The following is a 23,438-nucleotide window of genomic DNA, read 5'->3' on the forward strand; positions in this document are numbered from 1 at the left end:
CCCGGCACAGCCCGGGGCAGAGCGCACCGCGCAGCCCGCGCCAAACCAACCGGCCGCACCCGGGACGGAACTCCCCGCGCGGGTCGAGGCGGAGCGCACAGCGGAGCCCACGGCGCAGCCGGAGACGAACCACCCGGCACAGCCCGGGGCAGAGCGCACCGCGCAGCCCGCGCCAAACCAACCGGCCGCACCCGGGACGGAACTCCCCGCGCGGGTCGAGGCGGAGCGCGCGGTGGGGGCCGGGGCGGAGTCCCGGGTTCGGGGAGGGGCGGGGTGGGGGAACAAGCCCGGCCACCGGCCCGCAGACGCCTGCGAGACCCCGGGCACAGCCACGCGGCAGCGCACCCCACGGTCGGCAAAAGCCTCCGGGCATCCTCGGGATGTGGCCGCGCGGCGGCGGTTGCGGCGGCGGGTGGTGGCTGCCGGGGTGCTGCTGGGGGCCGTGGCGGCGGTGATGCTGCCCGCCGGGACCGCTGAGGCCCACCCCCTCGGCAACTTCACCGTCAACCGCTACGACGGCATCGTCATCGCACAGGACGCCGTCCGCGTCGACCACGTCGAGGACCTGGCCGAGATCCCGTCGGCGCAGGCGAAGGCCCAGATCGACCGGAACGGCGACGACTCGCTCTCCCGGAGCGAGCTGAGCGCCTGGGCCGAGACCCGTTGCGCGACCGCCGCGGACAAGGCGCGGCTGACCGTGGACGGCCGTAAGACCACCGTCGGCGTCCAGCGCAGTGAGGCCCGCAACCGGCCCGGGCAGGCCGGGTTGCCGACCCTGCGCGTGGACTGCCGTCTGACGGCCGACCTGGCGCAGGCGCGCGAGGCGGCCATCACCTATCGCCCCCACGACGTCGGTGCCGGTCCCGGCTGGCGTGAGCTGACGGCCCAGGGCGACCGGATGACGCTCGCCGACTCGACCGTCCCCGCCCGCTCGGTCTCCCACCGGCTGGTCAGCTACCCCAAGGGCCAGCTGTCCTCGCCGCTCGACCAGCGCGCGGCCACCCTCCGGGTCGAGCCGGGCGGCCCCGCGCTCGCCGCCACCGCGGCGTCCGACCGCGACGACGCGGTCGGCTCGTCGGTACTGCCGCGCGGCGCGGACCGCTGGACGCAGGCGCTCACCTCGATGGTGGCGCGGCACGACATCACCTTCGGCTTCGCGATGACCGCCTTCGGCATCGCCGTCCTGCTGGGCGCGATGCACGCGCTCGCCCCGGGCCACGGGAAGACGATGATGGCGGCGGCCGCCGCGGCGGGCGGGCGCAGCGCGATGCGCGATGTGCTGGCGCTGGGCGCGTCGGTGACGGTCACCCACACGATGGGGGTGTTCGCCCTGGGGCTGCTGGTCACGGCGGGTTCGGCGGCCGCGCCCTCGGTGATCTCCTGGCTGGGCATCGCGAGCGGGGCGCTGGTCGCACTGACGGGCGCGGGACTGCTGCGCAAGGCCGTACGCAGGCATCGGCATGTGAAGGCACATCAACATCAACATCAGCACGATCACAATCACGACCATGGGCATGGGCATGGGCATGGGCACAGCCACACCCACGACCACGGAGACGGCCACACCCACACCCACGAGCTGCGCCCCACCCTCCGCGGCACCCTCCTGATGGGCTTCGCGGGCGGCATGGTCCCCAGCCCCTCCGCTGTCGTCGTGCTCGTCGGCGCCGCCGCGCTCGGCCAGGCCTGGTTCGGGGTCGTGCTGGTGATCGCGTACGGGCTCGGGCTGGCGCTGACCCTCACGGCGGCCGGGTTCACGGCGGTACGCGTGGGCCAGGAGGCCGCCGAGCGGCTGATGGCCCGCCGGGAGCGGGCGGGCCGGGGCCACAAGGTCCTGGGGGTGCTGCACCGCGCGTCGCCGTTCGGTACGGCCGCCGTCGTCCTCGTACTCGGCTGCGGATTGGTGCTCAGGGGGGCGGCAACAACGCTCGGTTGAGGTAAATTCAGCCCGAATTGCTCGGTTGGGGGGAGGGCTCGGCCATGAGCGAAGAGGGTTTCGGCCAGCGGGGTGAGCGGCTGGCCGGGGGGCGTTACCGCCTCCTCGGCGAGCTGGGCCGCGGCGGCATGGGCGTGGTGTGGCGGGCGTACGACGAGGCGCTGGGCCGCGAAGTCGCCATCAAGGAGGTGCTGGCTCCGTCCGGGCTCGCCGCCCGCGAGGTGGACCGGCTCTTCGCCCGCCTGGAGCGGGAGGGCCGGGCGGCGGCACGGGTCTCGCACCGCAACGTGGTCACCGTGTACGACGTGGCGATGGAGGCCGGCCGCCCGTGGATCGTCATGGAGCTGGTGCGCGGGCTGTCCTTCGCGGACGTACTGGAGGCGGAGGGTTCGGTGCCGCCCGCGCGCGCCGCGTTCGTCGGCGCCGAGGTGCTGGCGGCGCTGCGGGCCGCGCACGCGGTGGGCGTCCTGCACCGGGACGTCAAGCCCGGCAACGTACTGCTCGCGAACGACGGCCATGTGGTGCTCTCCGACTTCGGGATCGCCATGGTGGAGGGCGACGCGACGGCGCTGACGCTGACCGGGGAACTGGTCGGCTCGCCGGAATTCCTCGCCCCGGAACGGGCGCTCGGCGCGCCGCCGGGCCCGGAGGCGGATCTGTGGTCGCTGGGCGTGACGCTGTACGCGGCGGTCGAGGGCTTCTCGCCGTTCCGGCAGGACACGCCGCTGTCGACGCTGCGGGCCGTGGTGGACGCGCCGTTACCGCCGCCCCGCTGGGCCGGGCCGCTGAGGCCCGTACTGGAGGGGCTGCTCCACAAGGATCCGCGGCAGCGGACGACGGCGGCGGAGGCGGAACGGCAGCTGCGGCTGGTGGCCGCGGGCGGCGCCCCCGGCGACGTACGGCCGGGATCGGGCACGACCGCCACACCCCCTCCCCCGGTGGCGGCGGAGCCGTCGGCCACCCCATCCCCCGGGCCCGGCCCGGGACCCGCCGACGACCAGCCACCGCCGCCGCACCCCCGCCGCGCGGTGGCGGCGATCGCGGCCGGGGCGCTGCTGGGCGTCCTGGCGCTGAGCGGGCTGACGTGGGCGCTGCTGAACGACGACGGCCAGGACGACAAGAGCGGCGGCAGCGGCGGCCATACGGCCGCCACGGGCACGCACCGTACGGAGGCCACGGACGCCACCAAGGGCAGCGGGGGCAGCGAGGCCTCCCGCCCCGCGAGCACGACCACCAGCACCGCCGCGCCCGACCTCACCGTCACCGTCGTCATCAAGGCAGAGCGCGCCGACTACCGGGGCGCGTGCCCGCCCCCGACCGGCGAGGCACCGGCCTTCTCCGCGACGCTCTCCGTGAACCGCGCCCCCGCGAGGGTCGAATACCGCTGGATCACCGGCAGCGGCAAGGTGGTGGACGGCGGCTGGAAGTGGGCGGACTTCGGCGACGGCACCACGTCCAGGACGGTGCGCCACACCGAGCTGTCCTATCAGCCGGGCGGCGCGCACAAGGACTGGATCGCCGTGGAGACCAGGGGCCAGAAGGGCGCCACATCCGCCACGTCCTCGCGCGTCGACTTCACCACGACATGCGAGGAGGCCCCGACGGACGGGGCCTCCTCCTCTGCGTGGAAGCCTCGGGAAACGGAACCGATCAAGCAGCTGAGGTGAACACCGGGAGGTAGCCACCGGACTGACCGGCGGCGGTCGGGTGGTAGGAGTCCTCGATGGGGAAGGTGACGCTGTTCAGCCAGGCGCTGCCGGAGCAGATCTCATGACCGGTGAAGGTCGGGGTGACGTCACCGAAGGCGAAGCCGTGGTCGGCGGCGCGCTTGGCGGTGACGGAGTTGAGGAGGTCGGCGGCGTTGTTGATGGCGGCGCGCGAGGCCTCGCTGAGGCCCAGCAGACAGGAGCCGTTCAGCTTGTAGAAGCGCGGGTAGCCGAGGACCACGACATGGGCGGACGGGGCCTTGGCGCTGATGGCGTCGTACACCTGGTCGAGCTTGCCGGGCAGGGTGTTCTCGGCGTACGTACGGGCGTTGGCGACGGCGGTGAGACAGCCGCTCTCGCCGGACAGCGCGCAGGTGGTCATCACGCTGGCGAAACCGGCGTCGTTGCCGCCGATGCTGATGCTGACGAGTCCGGTGCCGGAGTTGAGCGGGCCGAGCTGACCGCTGAGCACATCACCGGTCTTGGCGCCCGAGCAGGCGGTGAAGGCGAAGCTGGAGGGGGAGTGGGCGGCGGCCCAGAGCGCGGGGTACGCCTTGGTGCTGCGCTTGCAGGAACCGCTGGCGCTGTCGTAGCTGCCCGCGCCGACCCCGGATGAGTAGGAGTCACCGAGCGCCACATAGGCGGGACCGGCGCTCTGCCCGGTGGCGTGGGCGGCACCGGCCCCGGTGAGGGCGAGGACGGCGCCGACGACGAACGCGCCTAACGTCGCCGTGAATCTGGACAGTTTCATTCGAATCTCCCTAGCAGGATCACTCCTGTGTCGATGTGAGGCGCAATCACCCCGAAGCGGGGCAATCACGTTCGAAACCGTCAATCACGCCACCGTGCATATATCGGCGGCATGACATGGCTATGTCATGCCGCCGAAAATCATGATCTATGCGTGTAGGTGTCCAAAATCTTTCGATCACTCAAAAGGGTGAATCCTGCACGCAACCTCCGGCGCGCGCCTGGCGCGTGGAGCGCGCAAAACCCTTGGTAGGCGCTCAACTACGCGCTCTCGCACGACCTGTTCGCACACTTTTCCCGTCTTGACGGGCCTTGGCGCCCTGCGCGACATTGAAGCCCGGCATCCGGCGCTTCGGGGGGCAAAGTCGCCAATGCAGACCAACACTGACAACAGATCGGCACGCGCCGAACTACTGCCGGTGGCCGCGGGGGCGGCCGTCGGCATCGCGGCCATCGGCGCCGCGCTCACGCTGGCGGACTTCGACTCGCCGCTGCGCGCGCCGTTCACTCTGTTCTTCCTTCTGGCGGCGCCCTCCGCGGCGCTCGGCAGCGCCCTGCGCGGGCTCGACGCGGCGGCCCGCGCGGTGCTGGGGGTGGCGGGCGCGCTCGCCCTCGATCTGCTGGTGGCGCAGACGATGCTCGCGCTGCACGTCTGGTCGGTGCGCGGCGGAGTGGCCGCGGTGGGGCTGCTGAGCCTGCTGATACTGACCCCGACGCTCCTCACGCGCGACCGGCGCTCCGGCGAAAAACGACCCCGGGCCCTCAAAGATGGCGGGGGCTGCTGACCCGTGGACATCCGTGTGTACCGGCCGGGCGAGCTGACCGCCGCGGACCGGGCGATCTGGACGGCCATGCAGACCCAGGCGCATCTGCAGGGCGCGCCGCAGCTGGCGAACCCCTTCCTGTCCCCCGAGTTCGCGCTCGCGCTCGGCCACTGCCGGCGCGGAGTGCGGATCGCGGTGCTGCGCGAGGACGGCGAGGCGGTGGGCTTCTTCCCGTTCCAGCGGACCCGGTTCGGGGTGGGCCGGGCGATCGGCCTCGGCCTGTCGGACGCGCAGGGGCTGGTGCACCGCCCGGGGTTCCAGTGGGACGCGCGGGAGCTGCTGCGGGCCTGCGGGCTGGCGGTCTGGGAGTTCGACCACCTGGTGGAGGGCCAGAAGCCGTTCGAGGTGTCGGCGCGGGGCGCGTTTGGCTCCCCCGTGATCGACGTCGACCGGGGGTACGAGGCATATCTCGCCCAACTGCGCTCCCGCTCGCCGAAGTTCATCCGCTCGACGCTGGCCAAGGAGCGCAAGCTGGGCCGGGAAGTCGGCGAGGTGTCGTACGTCCATGACGAGCGCGACCCGGCCGTGCTGCGCACGCTGATGGGGTGGAAGTCCGCGCAGTACCGCAGGACCGGGCGGAGCGACCGCTTCGCCCATCCGTGGATCATCCGGCTGCTGCGGCAGCTGTTCCACACCCGGGGTGATTCCTTCGCGGGAATGCTGTCGGTGCTGTACGCGGGCGGGCGGCCGGTCGCCGCGCATTTCGGGCTGCGCTCGGAGCGCGTCCTGACGTGCTGGTTTCCCGCGTACGACACGGACTTCGCCAAATACTCGCCCGGTCTGGTGCTGCACCTGCGGATGGCGGAGGGAGCCGCCGCCCAGGGTGTGGACTATCTGGATCTCGGGCGCGGTGAGAAGCAGTACAAGGACTCCCTGAAGACACGCGATCTCAGCGTGTCGGAGGGGTGGGTGATGCGCCGCCACCCGGTGGCGCTGGGGCATCGGGCACGGCGTGCCCCGGTGCGGGCGCTGCGGAACACGGTGCTTTCCCGGCCGGAGCTTTTCGGTCCGGCCGACCGGCTGCTGAAACGCATGGGGAGTGTGCGAGCGGCCGGGAAGAATGGGAAAGAGAAATGACAGGCAACGTTTCTGAAAGAGGTGTCGCCACCGCCGTCTTGCCCTAGGGTCAAGAGGCTCCAGAGATGTAGCAGCAGCAATACCGTCGTTACTCAACCCGCATCGGACCATCATTCAACGCGGCTCAAGGGGAGGGCTCGAGCGCCGCGATGGATTCCGTGCGGGGCGCGGTAGGGGGGTGCCGCGTCCGGTTTTTCCTGCCTGTTGTGAGGAGACGGCCGAGGCGCGGGCCGCGAGGCCAGTAACAGCCAGCTCATCTGTTCTGCACGGTGTGCCGATAAGTCCATGTCGTCATGCGCGGATGAGAACCCCCCTTTCGAACCGGATACACCAAAGGACCGCCGTGGGGACGGTGGTCCACCGGACGAGAGGGAAACATCGTCATGAGTTCTTTTGTGCGACCGGCCACGACCGACATCGCACCGTCCGCCGGATCATCCCGATACCGGCCCATCACCTCGCATCTCGCGATCGCGCCGCCGGTGAGCGTCGTGATTCCGGCGATGAACGAGGCCGAGAATCTTCCGTACGTCTTCAAGACCCTTCCGGACTGGATTCATGAAGTCGTCCTGGTGGATGGCAATTCCACTGATGACACGGTCCCGGTGGCCCGTGAACTGTGGCCGGACGTGAAGGTGGTCCCGCAGCGCGGCAAGGGCAAGGGGAACGCGCTGATCACCGGATTCGCCGCCTGCACCGGGGAAATCGTGGTCATGGTGGACGCGGACGGCTCCGCCGACGGGTCCGAGATCGTCAGCTATGTGTCCGCGCTGGTGTCGGGCGCCGACTTCGCCAAGGGGTCGCGCTTCGCCAACGGCGGCGGCACGGACGACATGACGCCGATCCGCAAGCTCGGCAACCGCGCGCTCACCGCGATCGTCAACCGCAAGTTCGGCGCCCGCTACACCGATCTGTGCTACGGCTACAACGCCTTCTGGCGCCGCTGCCTGGACGAGATCGCGCTGGACTGCGCCGGGTTCGAGGTGGAGACGCTGATGAACATCCGGGTGGTCAAGGCCGGGCTGCGGGTCCAGGAGATCCCCAGCCATGAGTACGAGCGCATCCACGGCGCCAGCAATCTGCGGGCCGTCCGCGACGGGCTGCGGGTACTCAAGGTGATCCTGCGCGAGCGCGGCGTCCGGCGGCCCGGCCGCCCGGCCGTGGCGCCCCCGGCGGTCCGCGGGGAGGTGTCTTGACGCTCGCCCGACCGCAACCAGCGATCTCGGTGGTGATCTGCGTCTACACCGAGGACCGCTGGGACGACATCCTCGCCGCGGTGGCCTCGGTGCGCGACCAGTCGTGGCCCGCCGAGGAGACGCTGCTCGTGGTGGACCACAACCCGGCGCTGCTGCGGCGGCTCCGGGAGCACTACGAGGGCGCCGCCGATGTGGCGGAAGGTCAGGAGGAGGTGCGGGTGCTCGCCAACGCGGGCCCCCGCGGCCTGTCCGCGGGCCGTAACACCGGCATCGCCGCGTCCACCGGCGAGGTGATCGCGTTCCTCGACGACGACGCGGTCGCCGAGCGGGACTGGCTGCGCCACTTCGCCGCCGGGTACGCCGATCCGCGCGTGCTGGCGGTCGGCGGGCGCACCGAACCGGTGTGGGCGTCCCGGCGCCGCCCGGCCTGGTTCCCGGAGGAGTTCGACTGGGTCGTGGGGTGTACGTACCGGGGGCTGCCGCCCGGCCGGGTCCGGGTGCGCAACGTACTCGGCGGGAACGCCTCGTTCCGCAGGGAGGCGTTCGACGCGGTCGGCGGCTTCGCGAGCGGTATCGGGCGGGACGGTGACAAGCGGCCGCTGGGCTGCGAGGAGACCGAGCTGTGCATCCGGCTGACCCGCGCCCGGCCGGACGCGGTGCTGCTGATCGACGACCGCGCGGTGATCCACCACAAGGTGCCCGCCGCGCGGGAGCGGTTCGGCTACTTCCGCAGCCGGGCGTATGCCGAGGGGCTGTCGAAGGCCCTGGTCGCCCGCAGCGTGGGGGCCCAGGCCGGGCTGGCGACCGAGCGCCGCTACACCACCCTGGTCCTGCCCGCGGGTGTCGCCCGGGGGGTGCGGGACGCGCTGCTCGGCCGGGCGGGCGGGGCCGGTCGCGCGGGCGCGATCGTGGCCGGTTTGGCGGCCGCGGCGGGCGGCTATCTGATCGGCACCGCCCGGGCCCGCCGGGCGGGCGGCGCCCGCTTCACGATCGCGGCGGTGCCGGGCCCCTCGGCGTCCGGCGCGGAGGCTGCCCAGGCAGCGGTACCGGGACCTCCGGGCGCGGCACCGGCCGCAACGGCGGGTCCTCCGGCCACCGAGCCGGGCTCTCCGACCACCGCAGCGGGCCCTCCGGCCGCCAGGCCGGACCGCCCGGCCGGACCGGCCGACGGGCCCGCCCAGACGGCGCGGGAGGGGGCGGCATGAGCGGAAGACGCGGGCCCGCCGGAAGGCGACGGGCCGTGGCGCGCGGCGGCAGCACGGTGCGCGGCGCACGCGGCGCGAGCACGGTGCGCCGCGCGGTCGCGGCCGGGGACCGTGGCGGCCGGGGCTGGGCCGAGTGGGGAGGGTCCGCATGACCGTCCCCGTGACGACACGACCGGTGCCGATACTGATGTACCACGCCGTGGCCCACTCCCCCGCGCGGGCGACGCACGCGCTGTCGGTCTCACCGGAGGCGTTCGCCGAGCAGATGGAGCTGCTCGGCGCGTCCGGCTTCACCCCGGTGACCAGCGAACGGCTCGCCCAGGCCTGGCGCGGGGGCCCGGAACTGCCGCCGGATCCCGTGCTGATCACCTTCGACGACGGCTACGAGGGCGTGCACCGGCACGCCCTCCCCGTCCTCGACCGGCGCGGCTTCGCGGCCACCCTGTTCGCCTCGACGGGGTGGCTGCGCGGCCGGTACGAGACCGACGGCGCGCTCGACCTGATGCTCGACTGGGGGCAGGTGCGCGAACTCGCCGCGTCCGGGGTGGAGATCGGCGGGCACAGCCACACCCATCCGCAGCTCGATCAGCTCGCGGACGAGCGGCTCCGCTTCGAGGTGGTGCGCTGCCGGGACATCATCGCGGCCGAGCTGGGCCGTCCGCCGGTGTCGTTCGCGTACCCCTACGGCTACTCCGACCGCCGGGTCCGGCAGGTGGTGCGGGAGGCCGGGTTCGGGGTGTCGCTCGCGGTGGGCAACGCGCTGGCGGACCGCCGCCAGGGGCCGTACGCGCTGCGGCGGGTGACCGTCGCCCGCACCACCCGTATCGAGGAGTTCGAGCGGCTGGTCCACGGCAGGGCCGTGGGCCGTGCCTTCGCCCGGGACCGGGCGCTCACCAAGGGCTATGCCCTCGTCCGCAGATCACGCCAGCTTTTAGGGAAGGTGCGCTGAGCCCGTGTCCGACACGACCACCCGGACCGAGGCCGCAGGGGCCGCAGAGGCCGCCGGGGCCACCGGGGCCGCCGAGCAGCCGCCGACGACCGGCGGCGGCAGCCAGCTGTTCCGCAACGCCTATGCGCTGATGCTCAACACGGGCATCTCGGCCGTCCTCGGCCTCGGCTTCTGGCTGGTCGCGGCCCGCTACTACGCGGACGACGCGGTCGGCCAGGGCTCGGCGGCCATCGCCGCGATGAAGCTCCTCGCGGGGCTCACCGCGGTGACGCTGACCGGCGCCCTGGCCCGGTTCATCCCGGTCGCCGGTCGGACGACGGGGCGGCTGGTGGGCGTCACCTACGCGGGCAGTTCGGTGGTCGTGGCGTGCGCCGCCGTGGTCTTCCTGCTCACGCTGGACCTCTGGGGCCCCTCGTACCGCTTTCTGCAGGGCCCGGTGCACGGCGTCGGCTTCGTCGTGGCGGTCGTCGGCTGGTCGCTGCTGACCTTGCAGGACGGGGTGCTCACCGGGCTGCGCAGCGCGCTCTGGGTGCCGGTGGGCAATACGGTGTTCCTGGCGGCGAAGCTGCTGCTGCTCTTCGCGCTCGCGTCCACGATCCCGACCGCCGGGGTGTTCGTCTCGTGGGTGATCTCCATCGCGCTGTCCGTGCTGCCGCTGGGCTGGCTGGTCTTCCGGCGGCTGGTGCCACGGCACGCGAAGACGACGAAGGACCGGGCGCGGCCCGCGTCGTACCGGGAGATGGGCCGCTTCCTCGCCGGGGACTACACGGGGTCGCTGTTCTCGCTGGCCGTGGTGTACGCGGTGCCGGTCATCGTCGCCTCGCAGGTCGGCTCGGCCGACAACGCGTACTTCTACATCGCCACCACCATCGGCGGCACGGTCAATCTGCTCGCCATCAACATGGGCGCGTCGCTGACCGTCGAGGGCGCGCACGACCCGGCCCGGCTCGCCGAGAACTGCCGGGCGGCGCTGCGCCGGATGGCGCGCATCATGGTGCCGGTCTGCCTCGGGCTGTTCGTCTTCGCGCCGAGGATCCTGGGCGTGTTCGGAGCGGGCTACGCGGACGCGGCGGCGCCGCTGCTGCGCTGGTTCGCGGTGGGCGCGGCGCTGCGGGTGGTCATCGAGGTGTACTTCGCGGTGCTGCGGGCGCAGAGCCGCACCTCGGGGCTGGCGTATCTCCAGGGGCTGTTGTGTGTGCTGGTGCTGGGGCTGACGTTGCTGCTGCTGCCGCGGATGGGGCTGGTGGGGGCGGGGATCGCGGAGATCTCCAGCCTTGCGGTGATCGCCTCGATCGCGTCGGTGAAGCTGTACCGGGTGGTCAAGGCCCAGCCCACGGCCCCGGCTCCGGCTCCCGCTCCGGCCCGGATTCCGCCGCCGCCCGGCCCGACCCCGGTGTGGGAGCGCGGCACCGCGCCCGATGGCGATCTGGCGGATCTGGCGGTGGACGGCGACCGTCGCGCCAGGCGGTCCCGTGGCACCCACGACCCCCGCTACGGCACCCGCTGGGCGCTGCGCGCGGCGCTGGACGCGGACACGCTGGTGCTGGGCGTCCGGATGGACTTCGACCACCCGGAGCGCCGCCCCGACGCGCGGTACGGCCCGCAGCCCGAAGCGCCCCCGACAACGCCCCTGCCAACGCCCCCGCCAACCGAAAAGCCCGTGCCTTCCATGCCCATGCCTGACACCACCACCGCAGCTCCGCCGCCGCGCGATACGCGCACGCCCCGGCCGCAGGCCGTGACGGCCGTCCTCTGGGCGGCCCTGGCCGCCGGGCTCGTCCTCTACTGGCTGCCGCTGTTCGGTCTGGACGACGCCGACCTGGACCGGATGGGCGGGCTCGGGCTCGTCTCGGTGCTGCCGGTGCCGACGCTGGTGGGGGCCGCGCTGCTCGTGGCCGTGTTCGCCGGTGCGCTCGGGCTCGGCCGACAGCGCCGTGCGCTCCTCGCCGTCACCCTGCTGGCCACCGTCGTCTCGCTGCACGCCGTGCCCGGCGTGCTGGAGACCCATCCGAGGTTCCCGACCGCCTGGCAGCACCTGGGGTTCCTGGACTACATCGGCCGGACCGGCGACGCCGTGCCCGACCTCGACGCGCGCTGGAGCTGGCCGGGCTTCTTCGCCGGGGCCGCGTTCCTCGCCGAGGCGTGCGGCGTACGGGACTTCTCCGCGCTGCTGCGCTGGTGGCCGACGCTCATCCAGCTGCTCTACCTCGCCCCCCTGATGGTGCTGATGCGCGCGCTGCGGGCGAGCTGGCGGGCCAAGTGGACGGCGGTGTGGCTGTTCGGCTTGAGCGGCTGGGTGGGGCAGGACTACTTCTCGCCGCAGGGGTTCACGTACCTCTTCTATCTGGTGTTCGTCGCCGTGCTGCTGGTGTGGTTCCGCGAGCCCCGGGTGCTGGGGGCTAAGCGCAGGCCCGGTGAGGCGGAGGTGGCGGAGGCGACGCGCGGGCAGCGCGCGGCCCTGCTCGGGCTGCTGATCACGCTCTTCGCGGCGTCGGTGGCGGCGCATCAGCTGACGCCGTTCGTGATGCTCGGGGTGGTGACCGCGCTGGTCCTGGTGCGGCGTTCCGATCTGTACGGGCTGCCGCTGCTGTGCGGGGTGATGGTGGTCGTCTGGATCGGCTTCCTGGCGGAGCCGTACTGGTCGGGCCACTGGGACGAGCTGTTCGGCGGGGTCGGCGGGGTGGGCGGCAATGTGTCGTCGTCCGTCTCCGGCCGGATCGAGGGCGGCAGCAGTGTGCACAAGCTGGTGCTGTACGTACGGGTGGCGCTGGCGGGCGGGGTGCTGGCGTTCGCCTGCTGGGGGGTGCTGCGGCGGCGTGCGGCGGGGTTCACCGAGCGGGCCCTGCTGGTGCTGACCTTCGTACCGTTCCTGGGCTTCGGCATGCAGTCCTACGGCGGTGAGATGGCGCTGCGCGTCTTCATGTTCGCGCTGCCGGGTGCCTGTGTGCTCGGGGCGCTGGCGATCTTCCCACGGGTGCGGCCGGACCGCCGTGGCCTGGCGCCGCTGGCGGCCCTGGTGGCGGGGCTGACGCTGATGTCCGGCTTCCTGGTCGCCCGCTGGGGCAACGAGGCGTTCGAGCGGGTGCGGCCCGGCGAGGTCGCGGCCATGGAGTACCTCTACGCGCACGACAAGCCGACCGCGCGGGTGCTGTGGATGAGCGACGACCCCGTCAACAGCGTCACCCCCGCGATGCCGTGGGGCGCGCGGGACATGGAGCGGGTCGCGTACGAACCCACGCTCGCGCCGCGTGACCCGGTGCTGGTGGGCGGGCTGGTGACGGCGCTGCGGGACGCCGGGCCGCGTTCGTATCTGATGGTGGGCCGCGGCCAGTCCATCTCGCTGCAGATGGACTCCGGTTACGGGGCGCGCTGGCAGGAGCGGCTGCTGCGCTCCCTGGACCACCGCCCGGACCTGCGCCGGGTGCTGTCGAACGAGGACGCGTCACTGTACGAGCTGAAGCGGCCGCCGCGCGGTGCGGTGCCGGAGCCGACGCCGGGCCCGGCCGGGCCGCAGATCACCTGGACGCCGTGGTCGGTGACCGGCGCGCTGGCGGCGGTGGTGCTGATGGTGCTGCTCGCGGCGCGCGAGGTGGTGCGGGTGGCGGTGCGGCCGAGCGTGCGGCGGCTTCGCCTGCTGCAGGCGTCGTACTGGTTCGCACTGCCGCTGCTGGTGGTGGTGCTGGCGTCGCTGGCGCAGCGGTTCCTGACGATGGTGTGAGACACCGTGAGGCGCCCGTCACCGCTTGAGCCAGCGCACCTCGTACGCGTCCAGGTCGAACGACCGGCCGTCGACCTTCGCCTGGATCGACCGGCCCAGGGTGTTGACCACCAGCGTCGCGTCGTCGTCGGCGAGGACCCGGACGTTGGGCCGGTCGTCGGCGGCGATGTCCACCGAGCGGAAGCGGGTGCCCGGCGGGAACTCGCGGCCGAAGCGGCTCAGCAGCTCCATCATGGGCAGCGCGGCGCCGCCGTCGTCCAGTTCGGTGGGGCGCCACAGACAGCCGGGGCAGGAGGCACCGGTCGTCTCCGGGTTCCAGTAGAAGGCGGTGGCGGCGCCGCCACGGGCCAGCCGGGTCAGCGCGGTGGCCTGGACGGCGACGCGGTGCGCCTCGCTCCAGCGGCCGCCGGTGCTCTCCCCGCTGGTGTCGGCGGCCGGTTCCACATACCACTCGGCCCACCACACCGGCAGCTTGGTGAGCCCGTCGAGCCAGCGGGTGACGTCCTCGAACTTCTCGGTGGCACGGAACGCGTCGGGGATCAGCCGGTCGCCCTCGCGGGTGTAGCTGGAACCGTCGACCACGACGAAGTCGGCGCCCGCCTTGTGCTCGTTCCAGTACGTGATGGCGTCGGCGGAGCGCCGGTCGAGGGCGCCCCACGGGCCGCTCACCGTGTCGTCGCCGCCCGCCGCGCCGGGCGGGTCGCTGTCGGCGACCACATACGGCCCGCCGACCAGGTTCTTCGGGTTCCGCTTCTTCAGCTCTTCGTAGACGAGGTTGTAGAGCTTGGTGTAGCCCTCGTAGTTCCAGCGGTTCTTGGACTCGTCGAAGAAGCCCTTGAACTCGTTCCAGACGATGAAGTGGCGCACCTCGGGGTAGCGGTCGGCGACCTTCCCGGCGAGCTTCGCGAAGTCCTTGTAGTGGTCGGGGGTCGGCGCGGTCTCCAGGGCGTCCTGCGACCAGTCGGTGTCCCCCGGGTCGCCGCCCTTCATCCAGTCGGGCGCACAGCACAGCGTGAGGACGGGCTCGGTGCCGGTCTCGCGCATCAGGGCGACGCGCCGGTCCAGGTCCGCGAAGTCGTAGCGGCCCGGGGACGGCTCGGGGTTGCCCGCGCCCCACCCCATGATGTGCTGGTTCTGCGGCATCGGGTGGTCGGACAGCAGCGACTCGGCGGTCTTCCTGGCGCTGTCGGTGCCACGGTCGGCGCTGTACTGGGTGTGGGTGAAGCCCCAGCCGAGACCGGCCGACGCCGCTCGCTCCCGGGCCGAGGCCGATGCCCCCGGCCGCCCCGCGCTGTCACCCGGCCAGACCGTGCAGGTGGTCAGCAGCAGGGCCAGCGTGCCCATGCCGATGGCGAGCAGCGTGGTGATCCGCCACCGCCGCGCTCCTGGTAACCCCGCCCGCGATCCCACCGGCATTCCCACCCTGGTTCCCACCCGCGCCCCGCCCCGTTTCCGTCCTTGACGTCACACAAAGGGTAAGAGTATCCCTGAACGCCCCCATTCCGGTGGGCTTCTTCGGAACAGCTCGGTAAACGGCCGTAAACCCCGGTGCGCCGACGCCCCTCGTGCTGGATCATGGGGCCGGGTGCGCCGACCGCCGCACCGGACCGCTTTCTCAGGAGGCAGACCCTGCCCGCTACACCCGCCGAACAGTCCCTTCCGATCCGGCTGAACGTCGATGACAGCGATTCGCCGTCGGATGTCGTCGACGCACTCTTTCTCGGCCGGTTCGCGACCGGAGAGCAGCCGTATGCCCGCAGCCACTCCGTCGACCGGGTGAAGTCGGGCGCCACGCTGCTGCCGCCCGCCGCGACCGTGCTGCGCGCGGCCCGCGACGACGACCGCAGCGCCACGCTCGCCGAGGGCGACGGCTGGACCCTCCTGGTGTCCCGGTGGAACCGGGGCGCGGACGTGACCGTGACCGCGATCGAGGACGACCTCGCCGAAACGGTGCTGCGGCAGGCGGTCGACGGTGCGGAGGACGAGCCCGATCCCCAGCCGGAGAACGTGTCCATGGGCTTCTGGTACGTCTCGCCGCGCCGCGGCCCGCACCGCACCACCCGCCAGATCGCGGCCGGGACCTGGGAGGAGATCCGCGACAACTACACCGCGCCGGTCGCCGAGGCCATGGACGGGCTGATGAAGGTCACCCCGGACGACATCGCGGGCCGCCTCCTGCTGCTGCACGGCCCGCCCGGCACCGGCAAGACCTCCGCCCTGCGCACGCTTGCCCGTTCCTGGCGCGACTGGTGCCAGGTGGACTGCGTCCTGGACCCGGAGCGGCTGTTCACCGACGTCGGCTATCTGATGGACATCGCCATCGGCGAGGACGACGGCTCGGCCAAGGGCCGCTGGCGGCTGCTGCTCCTGGAGGACTGCGACGAGCTGATCCGCGGCGAGGCCAAGCACACGGCGGGCCAGGCGCTGTCCCGGCTGCTCAACCTGACGGACGGTCTGCTGGGCCAGGGGCGCAACGTCCTGGTCGGGGTGACCACCAACGAGGACCTGGAGCGGCTGCACCCGGCGGTGGTCCGCCCCGGCCGCTGTCTCGCCCGTATCGAGGTCGGCAAGCTGAACCGCGCGGAGGCGGCCAACTGGCTCGGTACGGAGGAGGGCATCGGCCGGGACGGCGCGACGCTCGCGGAGCTGTTCGCCCTGCGCCGCGGCACCCGCCCCGCCTCGGTGCCCATCCAGCCGGGCGAGTCGGACGCGGGGCTCTACCTCTGACACGCCCTCGCTAGCCGTACAGCTCCCGCAGCCGCACCGACAGACAGGTGACGCAGCCCTCCATCTTCTCGAACTCGCCGATGTCCACCGGCACCGGCTCATATCCGAGGTCGGCGAAGAGCGCCGCGCTGCGCGGCGCGCTCGCCGCCATCAGCAGCCTGCCGCCGCCCAGCAGCACCACATGGGCCCCGGACTCCTCGGGCACCGGCAGAAAGCGCGGGAAGACGGCCGGGTCGTCGACCAGCGGCGGGTACCCGATCACGGTCCCGTCCGGCAGCGCCGTGACCGCCGACTTGAGGTGCAGCACCTTGCTGACCGGCACCGCCACCACCCGCGCGCCCAGCGGCTCGAAGGCGGCGCGCACCTGGCGCACGCCCTCGCCGTTCGTCCGGCCGCCGCGGCCCACGTACACCGTGTCGCCGATCTTGAGCACATCGCCGCCCTCCAGCGTCCCCGGCTCCCGCACCCGGTTGACCGAACAGCCGAGCGCCGTCACGGCCGCCTCGGCGGCCTCGGTCTCGGGGCGGCGGGACGCGGCGCCGGGGCGCGCGATCAGCGCGACGTTCCGGTAGACGACCATCGTGTCCTCGACGAAGACCCCGTCCGGGCACGCGTCGACCGGATCCGCCTCCACCGTCTCCCAGCCGTGCGTCCGCAGGGCGGCGACGTACGTCTCCCACTGCCGCAGCGCGAGCGCGGCGTCGACCGGCTTGCGGTCGATGTGGGTGACGAGCCCGTCGGCCAGCCGTGGGCTCGGCCGTCGTACCAGGGCGATACGGCTGGTCACAGCGCCTCCCCGTCATACACAGCCCGCAGTGCGTCCTCGACGGCGGCGAGCGCCGCCGCGCGGTCCAGCCCGAGCCGCCGCGCCCGCTGGGCGTACGTCTGCGCCGCCTCGGCGGCCTGCCGCCCGGCCGCGTCCCCGGCCGCCGCGACGAACGTGCCGTGGCGGCCACGGGTCTCGATCACCCCGTCCGCCTCCAGCGCCCGGTACGCCTTGGCGACGGTGTTCGCCGCCAGCCCCAGCTCCTCGGCGAAGCCGCGCACGGTGGGCAGCTTGTACCCCACGGGCACCTGCCCGGAGCGCGCCTGTTCGGCGATCTGCGCGCGGATCTGTTCGAAGGGCGCGGTCGCCACATCGGGGTCGACGGTGATCTGCAAGGCCACGTGGGGCTCCAGGGGGTACGGGCGCGGTTTGTCGCACCCATTGTGTGCCGCTGGGGACGCGGCCGGAAATCCGGAGGCGGCCGGGCGCACCAAGCCGTAGTCTGCGCGCCCATGACCATGACCGTGACCGTGCGCGATTTCCGGGCCGCCGACGCGGCCGCCGTCGTGGAGGCGCGTCGCTCCGCCTACCCGCATCTGGTCACCACGGACCGGACCGTGGCCTGGGAGGTGGCGAGCGCGCCGGAGGCCCGCCGCTACCGGCTGCTGGTCGCGGAGGCGGACGGCCGGGTGGTGGGCGCGTGCGAAGTGGGCCTCTTCCCGGGCGAGGACGGCGACGGTCCTGGCGTGGCCTGCGCCAACACCTCGGTACGCGCCGACGCGCGGGGCCGGGGCGCCGGTTCGGCGCTGGTGACCGCGGCGGAGGAGTACGCGGCGGGGCTGGGCGCCGCCAAGGTGTTCGCGTGGACCATGGACGAGCCCGCCGTCGTCGCGTTCGCCGAGCGCCGCGGCTACCGGCGCAGCCGGTCGTGCCGCATCCTGCGGCTGGACCTCGCGACCGCGGCCCTGCCGCCGCTGGACGCGGACGCCCTGCCGGACGGCGTGGCGCTGCGGACCGCGGCGGACCTCGCCGGTGACCCGCGCCCGCTGTACGAGACGGACGTCGCCGTGATGGCGGACGAGCCGGGCGATGTGGTGGAGGGCGGCATGCCCTACGCCGAGTGGCTGGCCCGGACCTGGGACCATCCCTCGCTGGACCACGAACTGACCTCGCTGGCCGTCGTGGACGGCCGCGTCGCGGCGTTCAGCCTCGCCCATACGGACGGCCGGGGGCGCTACTGGTCGGGCATGACCGGCACGCTGCGCGCCTACCGGGGCCGGGGCCTGGCCAAGCTGGCCAAGACCGATTCGCTGCACCGGGCGCGCGCGGCGGGGTGCGCCGAGGCGTTCACGGGCAACGACAGCGAGAACGGCCCGATGCTGGCGATCAACGCGGGGCTGGGCTACGGCTTGGCCTCCGTGGAGTGGCGCTACGTGCGCGAGCTGCGCCACTGACGCGGGTCAGCCGTCACCCCGACGCCTCCAGCGCCACCAGCCGGTCCGGGCCGTCCGGGGTGAACGCGATGTCGTCCCCCGGCTCGTGCCAGTGCGTGGCGAAGCGCTCCCCGGCGCGGTACGCCTCCACGCCCGCCCTGCAGTACGCCACCATGTCGTCCGGCAGGGCGTCCAGGGCGAACCAGCCGATCTCCGAGCACTTGTCCGGTTCGCGGTTCACCGGCTGCGGGGCGCCGTCCGGCAGCCGCGCCTCGAAGAACCAGCCCGTACGGGCCGAGCCGGTGGGCGACTTGTGCTGCATGACGAGCGCCACCCGCACCTCGTCCGGGGTGAGCCGGATGCCGATCTCCTCCGCTGTCTCGCGGAGCATCGCGGTCCGGACGTCCTCGCCGTCCTCCACGTGGCCGGACGGGGCGTGCAGCAGGCCGTCCGCGTAGCCCGTGCCCGCGCGGCGGGCGAGCAGGATCTCGCCGCCGCGGCGCAGCAGCAGATGGACGTCGACGATCTCGGCATGGCGGCGGGGCGGGGCGACGGTCGCGCGCAGTACGTAGCGCTCGTCGCGCACCGGACGCCCCCAGAGCGCCGCGTCCGCCGCCAGCTGTTCGACATACGTACGGGACGCCAGCGGCTCGACCATGCGCAGCAGGTCGCCCGCCGCCAGCCCGACCGGGTCCGACTCGCCCCACCGGCCCTCGATCAGCACCAGCGTCCCGCCCGGGCGCAGCAGCCGCGCCCAGCGCCGCAGCACCGCCTCCTGGTCGGGCAGCAGCCACAGCAGATGGCGTGCCAGGACGACGCCGAAGGCCCCCTCCTCCACCGGCGGCGCCGCCGCGTCCCCGACGAGCACGGTGGCGTCCGTACCGGCGAGCTTGGCGCGGGCGTGCCCGGCCATGCGCGGTGAGCGGTCGACGCCCGTCACCCGGTGGCCCTGCTCGGCGGCGAGGCGGGCCAGGCTGCCCGTGCCGCAGCCGAGGTCGAGCACATCGCAGGGCCGCCCGGGCAGCCAGTCCCGCAGCCGACCGGCCCATGCCTCCCGCACGGCCGGATCGCGCAGACCGTGGTCGGGCTCGTCGTCGAACCCGGCCGCGGCGGCGTCCCAGTAGTCGGCATCCCGGACGGAGGCGGTTCCGTGACCGGCGGATTCGTGATGGGCGGTTGCTCCCTCAGCGCACATGCCGCGAATCGTCGCATCCGCCACTGACAACTCCCCGGGCCCGACTCCACTTGGTAATGTCGTTGGCGACATATATCGTGCACGACATGGACGCCCTGTACGCCATCGAGGTCGAGCCCGAGATCAGGACCTGGCTCGAACTCCTACCCGGCAAGCTCTACCGCAAGGTGGAGGCCTACGCCGAGTTACTGGCCGAGCTGGGGCCACACACCCCGATGCCTTACGCCCGCCCGCTGCGCGATGGAGTGAGTGAGCTACGTCCCAGCCTCGACGGCGTACAGACGCGGGTGACCTACTGGATCACGGACGACCGCCGCGTCGTCCTGCTGACCGTGTTCCGCAAGACCAGGGCCCATGAGGAAGCCCAGATCAGTAGGGCGGTGCTGGCGAAGAAGGAGTGCGAAGCCGAGCATGGCCCAGCGCATTCAGAGTTCATCCGCATGGAAGGAGACGAGTGATGGGGCACAGTCGCTGGAGGTTGGCGCGTGAACGCGAGCTGACCGAGGGGCACCGGGAGACCCCCGAGGTCGAACAGGAGCGCCAAGAGCACCGGCTGTCCATGGCGCTGGCCAAGGTCGTCTACGACCGTCGCCTGGAACTCGGGCTTTCCCAGAGCGAGCTGGCCACCCGTACCGGACTGTCCCAGGCCAAGATTTCCCGGATCGAGGGGTCCGACACCGTTCCCACTCTGCCTCTGCTCGCAAAGCTGGCCAAGGGCCTGAACGCCTCCCTGAACATCGCCATCGACGAGGACGACGCACAGGTGACGCTCACAGCCCACGAAGCGGCGTAGCGGAGCGGCGACGCGTCGGCCCGGCGGTGTCTTGACGGCGGAAATGTTAGCGGTAACACTCGCCTGGTGGACAACGTGGACGAGCACGTAGGCCAACCTCCCGTTCAAGCCGACCCCGGAACACCGCTGTTCAGCCGCGCCGCGGTGGTCGCGTCCTGCGTCGGCTTCATCCTCATCGGCGCGCTGCAGGCCCTGTACGGCCCGGCGATCCCCGCCTTCCGCGACGCGCACGGGCTGTCGCCCTCGGCCGCCGGGCTGGGCCTGAGCGCGCACTTCGTCGGCGGTGTCGCGGGCGTCCTCGGCTTCGACCGGCTCTTCGGCCGGGTCGGCAACCGCACGGTGCTCGGCGGCTCGTATCTGCTCATGGCGGGCGGCGCGGCCGGGTTCGCGCTCGCCCCGAACTGGCCGCTCGCCCTCGTCATGGCGCTGATCGCGGGGCTCGGCTTCGGCGGTATCGACTACGGGCTCAACCAGCTGTTCGCGGTCGGCTTCGGGCGGCGCGGCGCCGCCATGCTCAACGTCCTCAACGCCCATTTCGGCATCGGCGCGATCCTCGGCCCGGCCCTCATCGGCCTGGTCGGGGCGGAGCACTACCCCGTGGTGTTCCTGGGGTTCGCCGTGCTCACGCTGCCGCTGGTGCTGTGTCTGACCGGGGTGCGGAACGAGGCCCCGGCGCGCGGCGGCGCCGAGCCGCGGAAGAGCGCCGAGCAGGGCCGCGAGGGGGCCCGTAACCGCAGCCTGGCCACCGTCCTCGGCGCGTTCGTGCTGCTCTACGTCCTCCACGTCGGCGTCGAGGCCGGGGTCGGGGGCTGGGAGCCCACGCATCTGGAGACCGTCGGGTACGGCGCGACCGCCGCCGCCTCCGCGACCTCCGTGTACTGGCTGATGATGACCGTCGGCCGCTTCCTGGCCGTTCCGCTCGCGCTGCGCTGGTCCGCCCCGGCGATCATCGCGGTCAGCTGTGCGGGCATGACCGTCTGCCTGCTGCTCGCCGCGATCCCGGCCGTGGCCCCGTACGCGTACGCGGGCGTCGGCCTGTTCATCGCGCCCATCTTCCCGACCGGTCTGCCCTGGCTGGGCCAGGCCGCGCCACGGGCCCGCCGGGCCGGGGCGCTGGTGATCGCCGCCTCGATGATCGGCGGGGTGGCCGCGGGGCCCGTGCTCGGCAAGGCGATCGAGTGGGCGGGCATCCGCTCCGTACCGCTGATCCTGGGCGGTGTTTCGGCCGTCTGCCTGATCACCACCATCTGGCTGATCCGCGCTACGTCCTCGTCCGTATCCCCTACGAACACCTCCCCCACCGCACCCGCTCCCGCCCGTGCGGTCGAAAGGACATCGGCCCATGCCCGCCCTGACGCTCAGCCATGACGGCTTCCTGCTCCACGGCAAGCCCTTCCGGATCCTCTCCGGCGGCATCCACTACTTCCGCACCCACCCCGACCAGTGGGCCGACCGGCTGCGCAAGGCCCGGCTGCTGGGGCTCAACACGGTCGAGACGTACGTCCCCTGGAATCTGCACCAGCCCGCCCCGGACGGCCCGCTCGACCTCGACGGCCTGCTCGACCTCCCCCGTTTCCTGGAACTGGCCCGGGCCGAGGGGCTGTACGTCCTGCTGCGCCCCGGCCCGTACATCTGCGCCGAGTGGGAGGGCGGCGGGCTGCCCTCCTGGCTGACCGCGGACCGGCGGATCCGGCAGCGCAGCAGCGATCCGCGGTTCACCGCCGCCGTGGACGCGTACCTCGATCTGCTGCTGCCGCCGCTCGCCCCGTACATGGCGGAGTCCGGCGGTCCGGTCATCGCGGTGCAGGTGGAGAACGAGTACGGCGCGTACGGCGACGACACCGCCTACCTCGCCCATCTGGCCGACGCCCTGCGCAAGCGCGGCGTCGAGGAGCTGCTGTTCACCTGCGACCAGGCCGACCGGGCGAAGCTCGCCGCCGGGAGCCTGCCCGGGGTGCTCGCCACCGGCACCTTCGGCGGCCGGGTCGGCGACGCGCTGGAGGTGCTGCGCGCGCATCAGGAGAGCGGGCCGCTGATGTGCGCGGAGTTCTGGATCGGCTGGTTCGACCACTGGGGCGAGCCGCACCACACGCGGGCGGCGGACGACGCGGCCGCCGATCTGGACGCGCTGCTGTCGGCGGGGGCGTCGGTGAACATCTACATGTTCCACGGCGGCACCAACTTCGCCTTCACCAGCGGCGCGAACCACGATCACGCCTACGCCCCCGCCGTCACCTCCTACGACTACGACGCGGTGCTGACCGAGTGCGGCGACCCGGGCCCCAAGTACGCGGCGTTCCGCGAGGTCATCGCCCGCCACGCGGCCGTACCGGACGAGCCCCTTCCGGAGCCGTCGCCCAAGCTGCCGCCCACCGAGGTCCGGCTGACCGCCTCGGCGAACGCCCTGGTCAGCGCCGAGTTCCTGGCCCCGGCCGAGCACTTCACCGACCCGCCCACCATGGAGGCGCTCGGCCAGTCGTACGGGTTCGTCCTCTACGGCACCGAACTGCCCGTCATCGGTGACCACGTGCTGCACTTCACGGGCGGGGTCGGCGACCGGGCGCAGGTGTTCGTGAACGGCGCCCCGGCCGGTGTCATCGAGCGCGAGCGCCACGAGGACAGCATCCATGTGCGCAGCCCCGAATACGGCGCCCGGCTGGACGTCCTGGTCGAGAACATGGGCCGCGCCAACTACGGCGCCCGCATCGGCGACCCCAAGGGCATCACCGGCCCCGTCACCCTCGACGGTGAGCCGCTGGAGAACTGGACCTGCCACCGCCTCCCCCTGGACCGGCTGCCCGAACTCCCCTTCCGCACCACGGACACCCCCGTCGCGGGCCCGGGCTTCCACCGCGGCACGTTCACGGTGGAGACGCCCGCCGACGCGTATCTCGACCTGCCGGGCTGGACCAAGGGCCTGGCCTGGGTCAACGGCTTCAACCTGGGCCGCTACTGGTCGCGCGGCCCGCAGCGGCGGCTGTACGTGCCGTCGCCGGTGCTGAAGGCGGGCGAGAACGAGCTGACCCTGCTGGAGCTACAGTCGGCGACGACCCGGGTGGCCCGCCTGGTCGGCGAACCGGACCTGGGCTGGACCGCGCAGGACTGACCCCCAAGGCCCGGAGCCCCGGGGCGCGGACCGCACGACGAGCCGCACCCCGGGGCA

At 72.9% G+C, this 23,438-nt stretch carries 20 protein-coding genes; 15 read left to right on the forward strand and 5 right to left on the reverse strand.

The window, feature by feature from the left end:
- The first annotated feature begins 454 nt into the window (after nt 1–454).
- Together ACFV9T_RS19950 and ACFV9T_RS19955 are read left to right on the forward strand one after the other, a co-directional pair.
- Nucleotides 455–1,936 carry a nickel transporter gene (locus tag ACFV9T_RS19950; protein ID WP_385442252.1) on the forward strand — a complete coding sequence of 494 codons (1,482 nt, stop codon included), beginning with the start codon at nt 455–457 and terminating at the stop codon, nt 1,934–1,936.
- Nucleotides 1,937–1,980: 44 nt separating this feature from the next.
- The gene (locus ACFV9T_RS19955; RefSeq protein ID WP_385442040.1) at nt 1,981–3,603 is read left to right on the forward strand and encodes a protein kinase; all 1,623 of its coding nucleotides are present in this window, start codon (nt 1,981–1,983) and stop codon (nt 3,601–3,603) included.
- Here the strand turns inward: ACFV9T_RS19955 and ACFV9T_RS19960 are convergent.
- The gene (locus tag ACFV9T_RS19960; RefSeq protein WP_385442042.1) at nt 3,587–4,393 is read right to left on the reverse strand and encodes an SGNH/GDSL hydrolase family protein; all 807 of its coding nucleotides are present in this window, start codon (nt 4,391–4,393) and stop codon (nt 3,587–3,589) included. The two genes, ACFV9T_RS19955 and ACFV9T_RS19960, sit on opposite strands and share 17 nt — an antisense overlap.
- 370 nt (nt 4,394–4,763) lie before the next feature.
- On the opposite strand from ACFV9T_RS19960, the gene ACFV9T_RS19965 reads away from it, so the two are divergent.
- The 7 genes from ACFV9T_RS19965 to ACFV9T_RS19995 all read left to right on the forward strand — a co-directional run bounded on the left by ACFV9T_RS19965 (nt 4,764) and on the right by ACFV9T_RS19995 (nt 13,361).
- The gene (locus ACFV9T_RS19965) at nt 4,764–5,177 is read left to right on the forward strand and encodes a hypothetical protein (protein ID WP_385442045.1); all 414 of its coding nucleotides are present in this window, start codon (nt 4,764–4,766) and stop codon (nt 5,175–5,177) included.
- Between the two features lie 3 nt (nt 5,178–5,180).
- Entirely contained in the window at nt 5,181–6,293 is a 1,113-nt protein-coding gene (locus ACFV9T_RS19970; RefSeq protein WP_385442046.1) for a GNAT family N-acetyltransferase, read from the forward strand.
- Nucleotides 6,294–6,676: 383 nt separating this feature from the next.
- Complete coding sequence (locus ACFV9T_RS19975) at nt 6,677–7,489, forward strand: glycosyltransferase family 2 protein (RefSeq protein WP_385442049.1); 813 nt, start codon at nt 6,677–6,679, stop codon at nt 7,487–7,489.
- Entirely contained in the window at nt 7,486–8,694 is a 1,209-nt protein-coding gene (locus ACFV9T_RS19980; RefSeq protein ID WP_385442052.1) for a glycosyltransferase family 2 protein, read from the forward strand. The genes ACFV9T_RS19975 and ACFV9T_RS19980 overlap by 4 nt, the downstream gene beginning before the upstream one ends.
- Nucleotides 8,691–8,846, forward strand: coding sequence for a hypothetical protein (locus tag ACFV9T_RS19985; protein ID WP_385442055.1), 156 nt, complete (start codon nt 8,691–8,693; stop codon nt 8,844–8,846). The genes ACFV9T_RS19980 and ACFV9T_RS19985 overlap by 4 nt, the downstream gene beginning before the upstream one ends.
- Nucleotides 8,843–9,643, forward strand: a complete 801-nt coding sequence (locus ACFV9T_RS19990; protein ID WP_385442056.1) for a polysaccharide deacetylase family protein — start codon at nt 8,843–8,845, stop codon at nt 9,641–9,643. The genes ACFV9T_RS19985 and ACFV9T_RS19990 overlap by 4 nt, the downstream gene beginning before the upstream one ends.
- A 4-nt stretch (nt 9,644–9,647) precedes the next feature.
- On the forward strand, nt 9,648–13,361 hold the full coding sequence (locus tag ACFV9T_RS19995; protein WP_385442058.1) for a polysaccharide biosynthesis C-terminal domain-containing protein: 3,714 nt from the start codon (nt 9,648–9,650) through the stop codon (nt 13,359–13,361).
- An 18-nt stretch (nt 13,362–13,379) separates the two neighbouring features.
- Here ACFV9T_RS19995 and ACFV9T_RS20000 read toward each other — a convergent pair whose 3' ends face one another.
- Complete coding sequence (locus ACFV9T_RS20000) at nt 13,380–14,777, reverse strand: xylan 1,4-beta-xylosidase (RefSeq protein WP_385442061.1); 1,398 nt, start codon at nt 14,775–14,777, stop codon at nt 13,380–13,382.
- 159 nt (nt 14,778–14,936) lie between these two features.
- On the opposite strand from ACFV9T_RS20000, the gene ACFV9T_RS20005 reads away from it, so the two are divergent.
- Nucleotides 14,937–16,088 (forward strand): DUF5925 domain-containing protein, encoded by a 1,152-nt coding sequence (locus tag ACFV9T_RS20005; protein ID WP_385442063.1) that lies wholly within the window; start codon nt 14,937–14,939, stop codon nt 16,086–16,088.
- Between the two features lie 10 nt (nt 16,089–16,098).
- Here the strand turns inward: ACFV9T_RS20005 and ddaH are convergent, their stop codons facing one another.
- Nucleotides 16,099–16,875, reverse strand: coding sequence for a dimethylargininase (gene ddaH, locus ACFV9T_RS20010; protein ID WP_385442066.1), 777 nt, complete (start codon nt 16,873–16,875; stop codon nt 16,099–16,101).
- Nucleotides 16,872–17,255: a GntR family transcriptional regulator gene (locus ACFV9T_RS20015; protein ID WP_385442068.1), complete on the reverse strand. Its 384-nt coding sequence runs from the start codon at nt 17,253–17,255 to the stop codon at nt 16,872–16,874. Before ACFV9T_RS20015 ends, ddaH begins: the two co-directional genes overlap by 4 nt.
- Before the next feature lie 111 nt (nt 17,256–17,366).
- On the opposite strand from ACFV9T_RS20015, the gene ACFV9T_RS20020 reads away from it, so the two are divergent.
- The gene (locus ACFV9T_RS20020) at nt 17,367–18,308 is read left to right on the forward strand and encodes a GNAT family N-acetyltransferase (protein ID WP_385442070.1); all 942 of its coding nucleotides are present in this window, start codon (nt 17,367–17,369) and stop codon (nt 18,306–18,308) included.
- A gap of 13 nt (nt 18,309–18,321) precedes the next feature.
- Here ACFV9T_RS20020 and ACFV9T_RS20025 read toward each other — a convergent pair whose 3' ends face one another.
- Nucleotides 18,322–19,482: a methyltransferase domain-containing protein gene (locus ACFV9T_RS20025; protein WP_385442072.1), complete on the reverse strand. Its 1,161-nt coding sequence runs from the start codon at nt 19,480–19,482 to the stop codon at nt 18,322–18,324.
- An 86-nt stretch (nt 19,483–19,568) separates the two neighbouring features.
- Here ACFV9T_RS20025 and ACFV9T_RS20030 point away from each other — a divergent pair, with 86 nt between their 5' ends.
- From ACFV9T_RS20030 to ACFV9T_RS20045, 4 genes are all read left to right on the forward strand, one after another.
- Nucleotides 19,569–19,940, forward strand: coding sequence for a type II toxin-antitoxin system RelE/ParE family toxin (locus tag ACFV9T_RS20030; protein ID WP_385442073.1), 372 nt, complete (start codon nt 19,569–19,571; stop codon nt 19,938–19,940).
- Nucleotides 19,940–20,275, forward strand: coding sequence for a helix-turn-helix domain-containing protein (locus tag ACFV9T_RS20035; protein ID WP_385442076.1), 336 nt, complete (start codon nt 19,940–19,942; stop codon nt 20,273–20,275). Before ACFV9T_RS20030 ends, ACFV9T_RS20035 begins: the two co-directional genes overlap by 1 nt.
- A gap of 126 nt (nt 20,276–20,401) precedes the next feature.
- Nucleotides 20,402–21,643, forward strand: coding sequence for an MFS transporter (locus ACFV9T_RS20040; protein WP_385442253.1), 1,242 nt, complete (start codon nt 20,402–20,404; stop codon nt 21,641–21,643).
- Nucleotides 21,618–23,381, forward strand: coding sequence for a glycoside hydrolase family 35 protein (locus tag ACFV9T_RS20045; RefSeq protein ID WP_385442079.1), 1,764 nt, complete (start codon nt 21,618–21,620; stop codon nt 23,379–23,381). Before ACFV9T_RS20040 ends, ACFV9T_RS20045 begins: the two co-directional genes overlap by 26 nt.
- The last annotated feature ends 57 nt before the right edge of the window (nt 23,382–23,438 follow it).

The sequence above is a fragment of the Streptomyces sp. NPDC059850 genome, assembly GCF_042731515.1.
Lineage (GTDB): Bacteria > Actinomycetota > Actinomycetes > Streptomycetales > Streptomycetaceae > Streptomyces.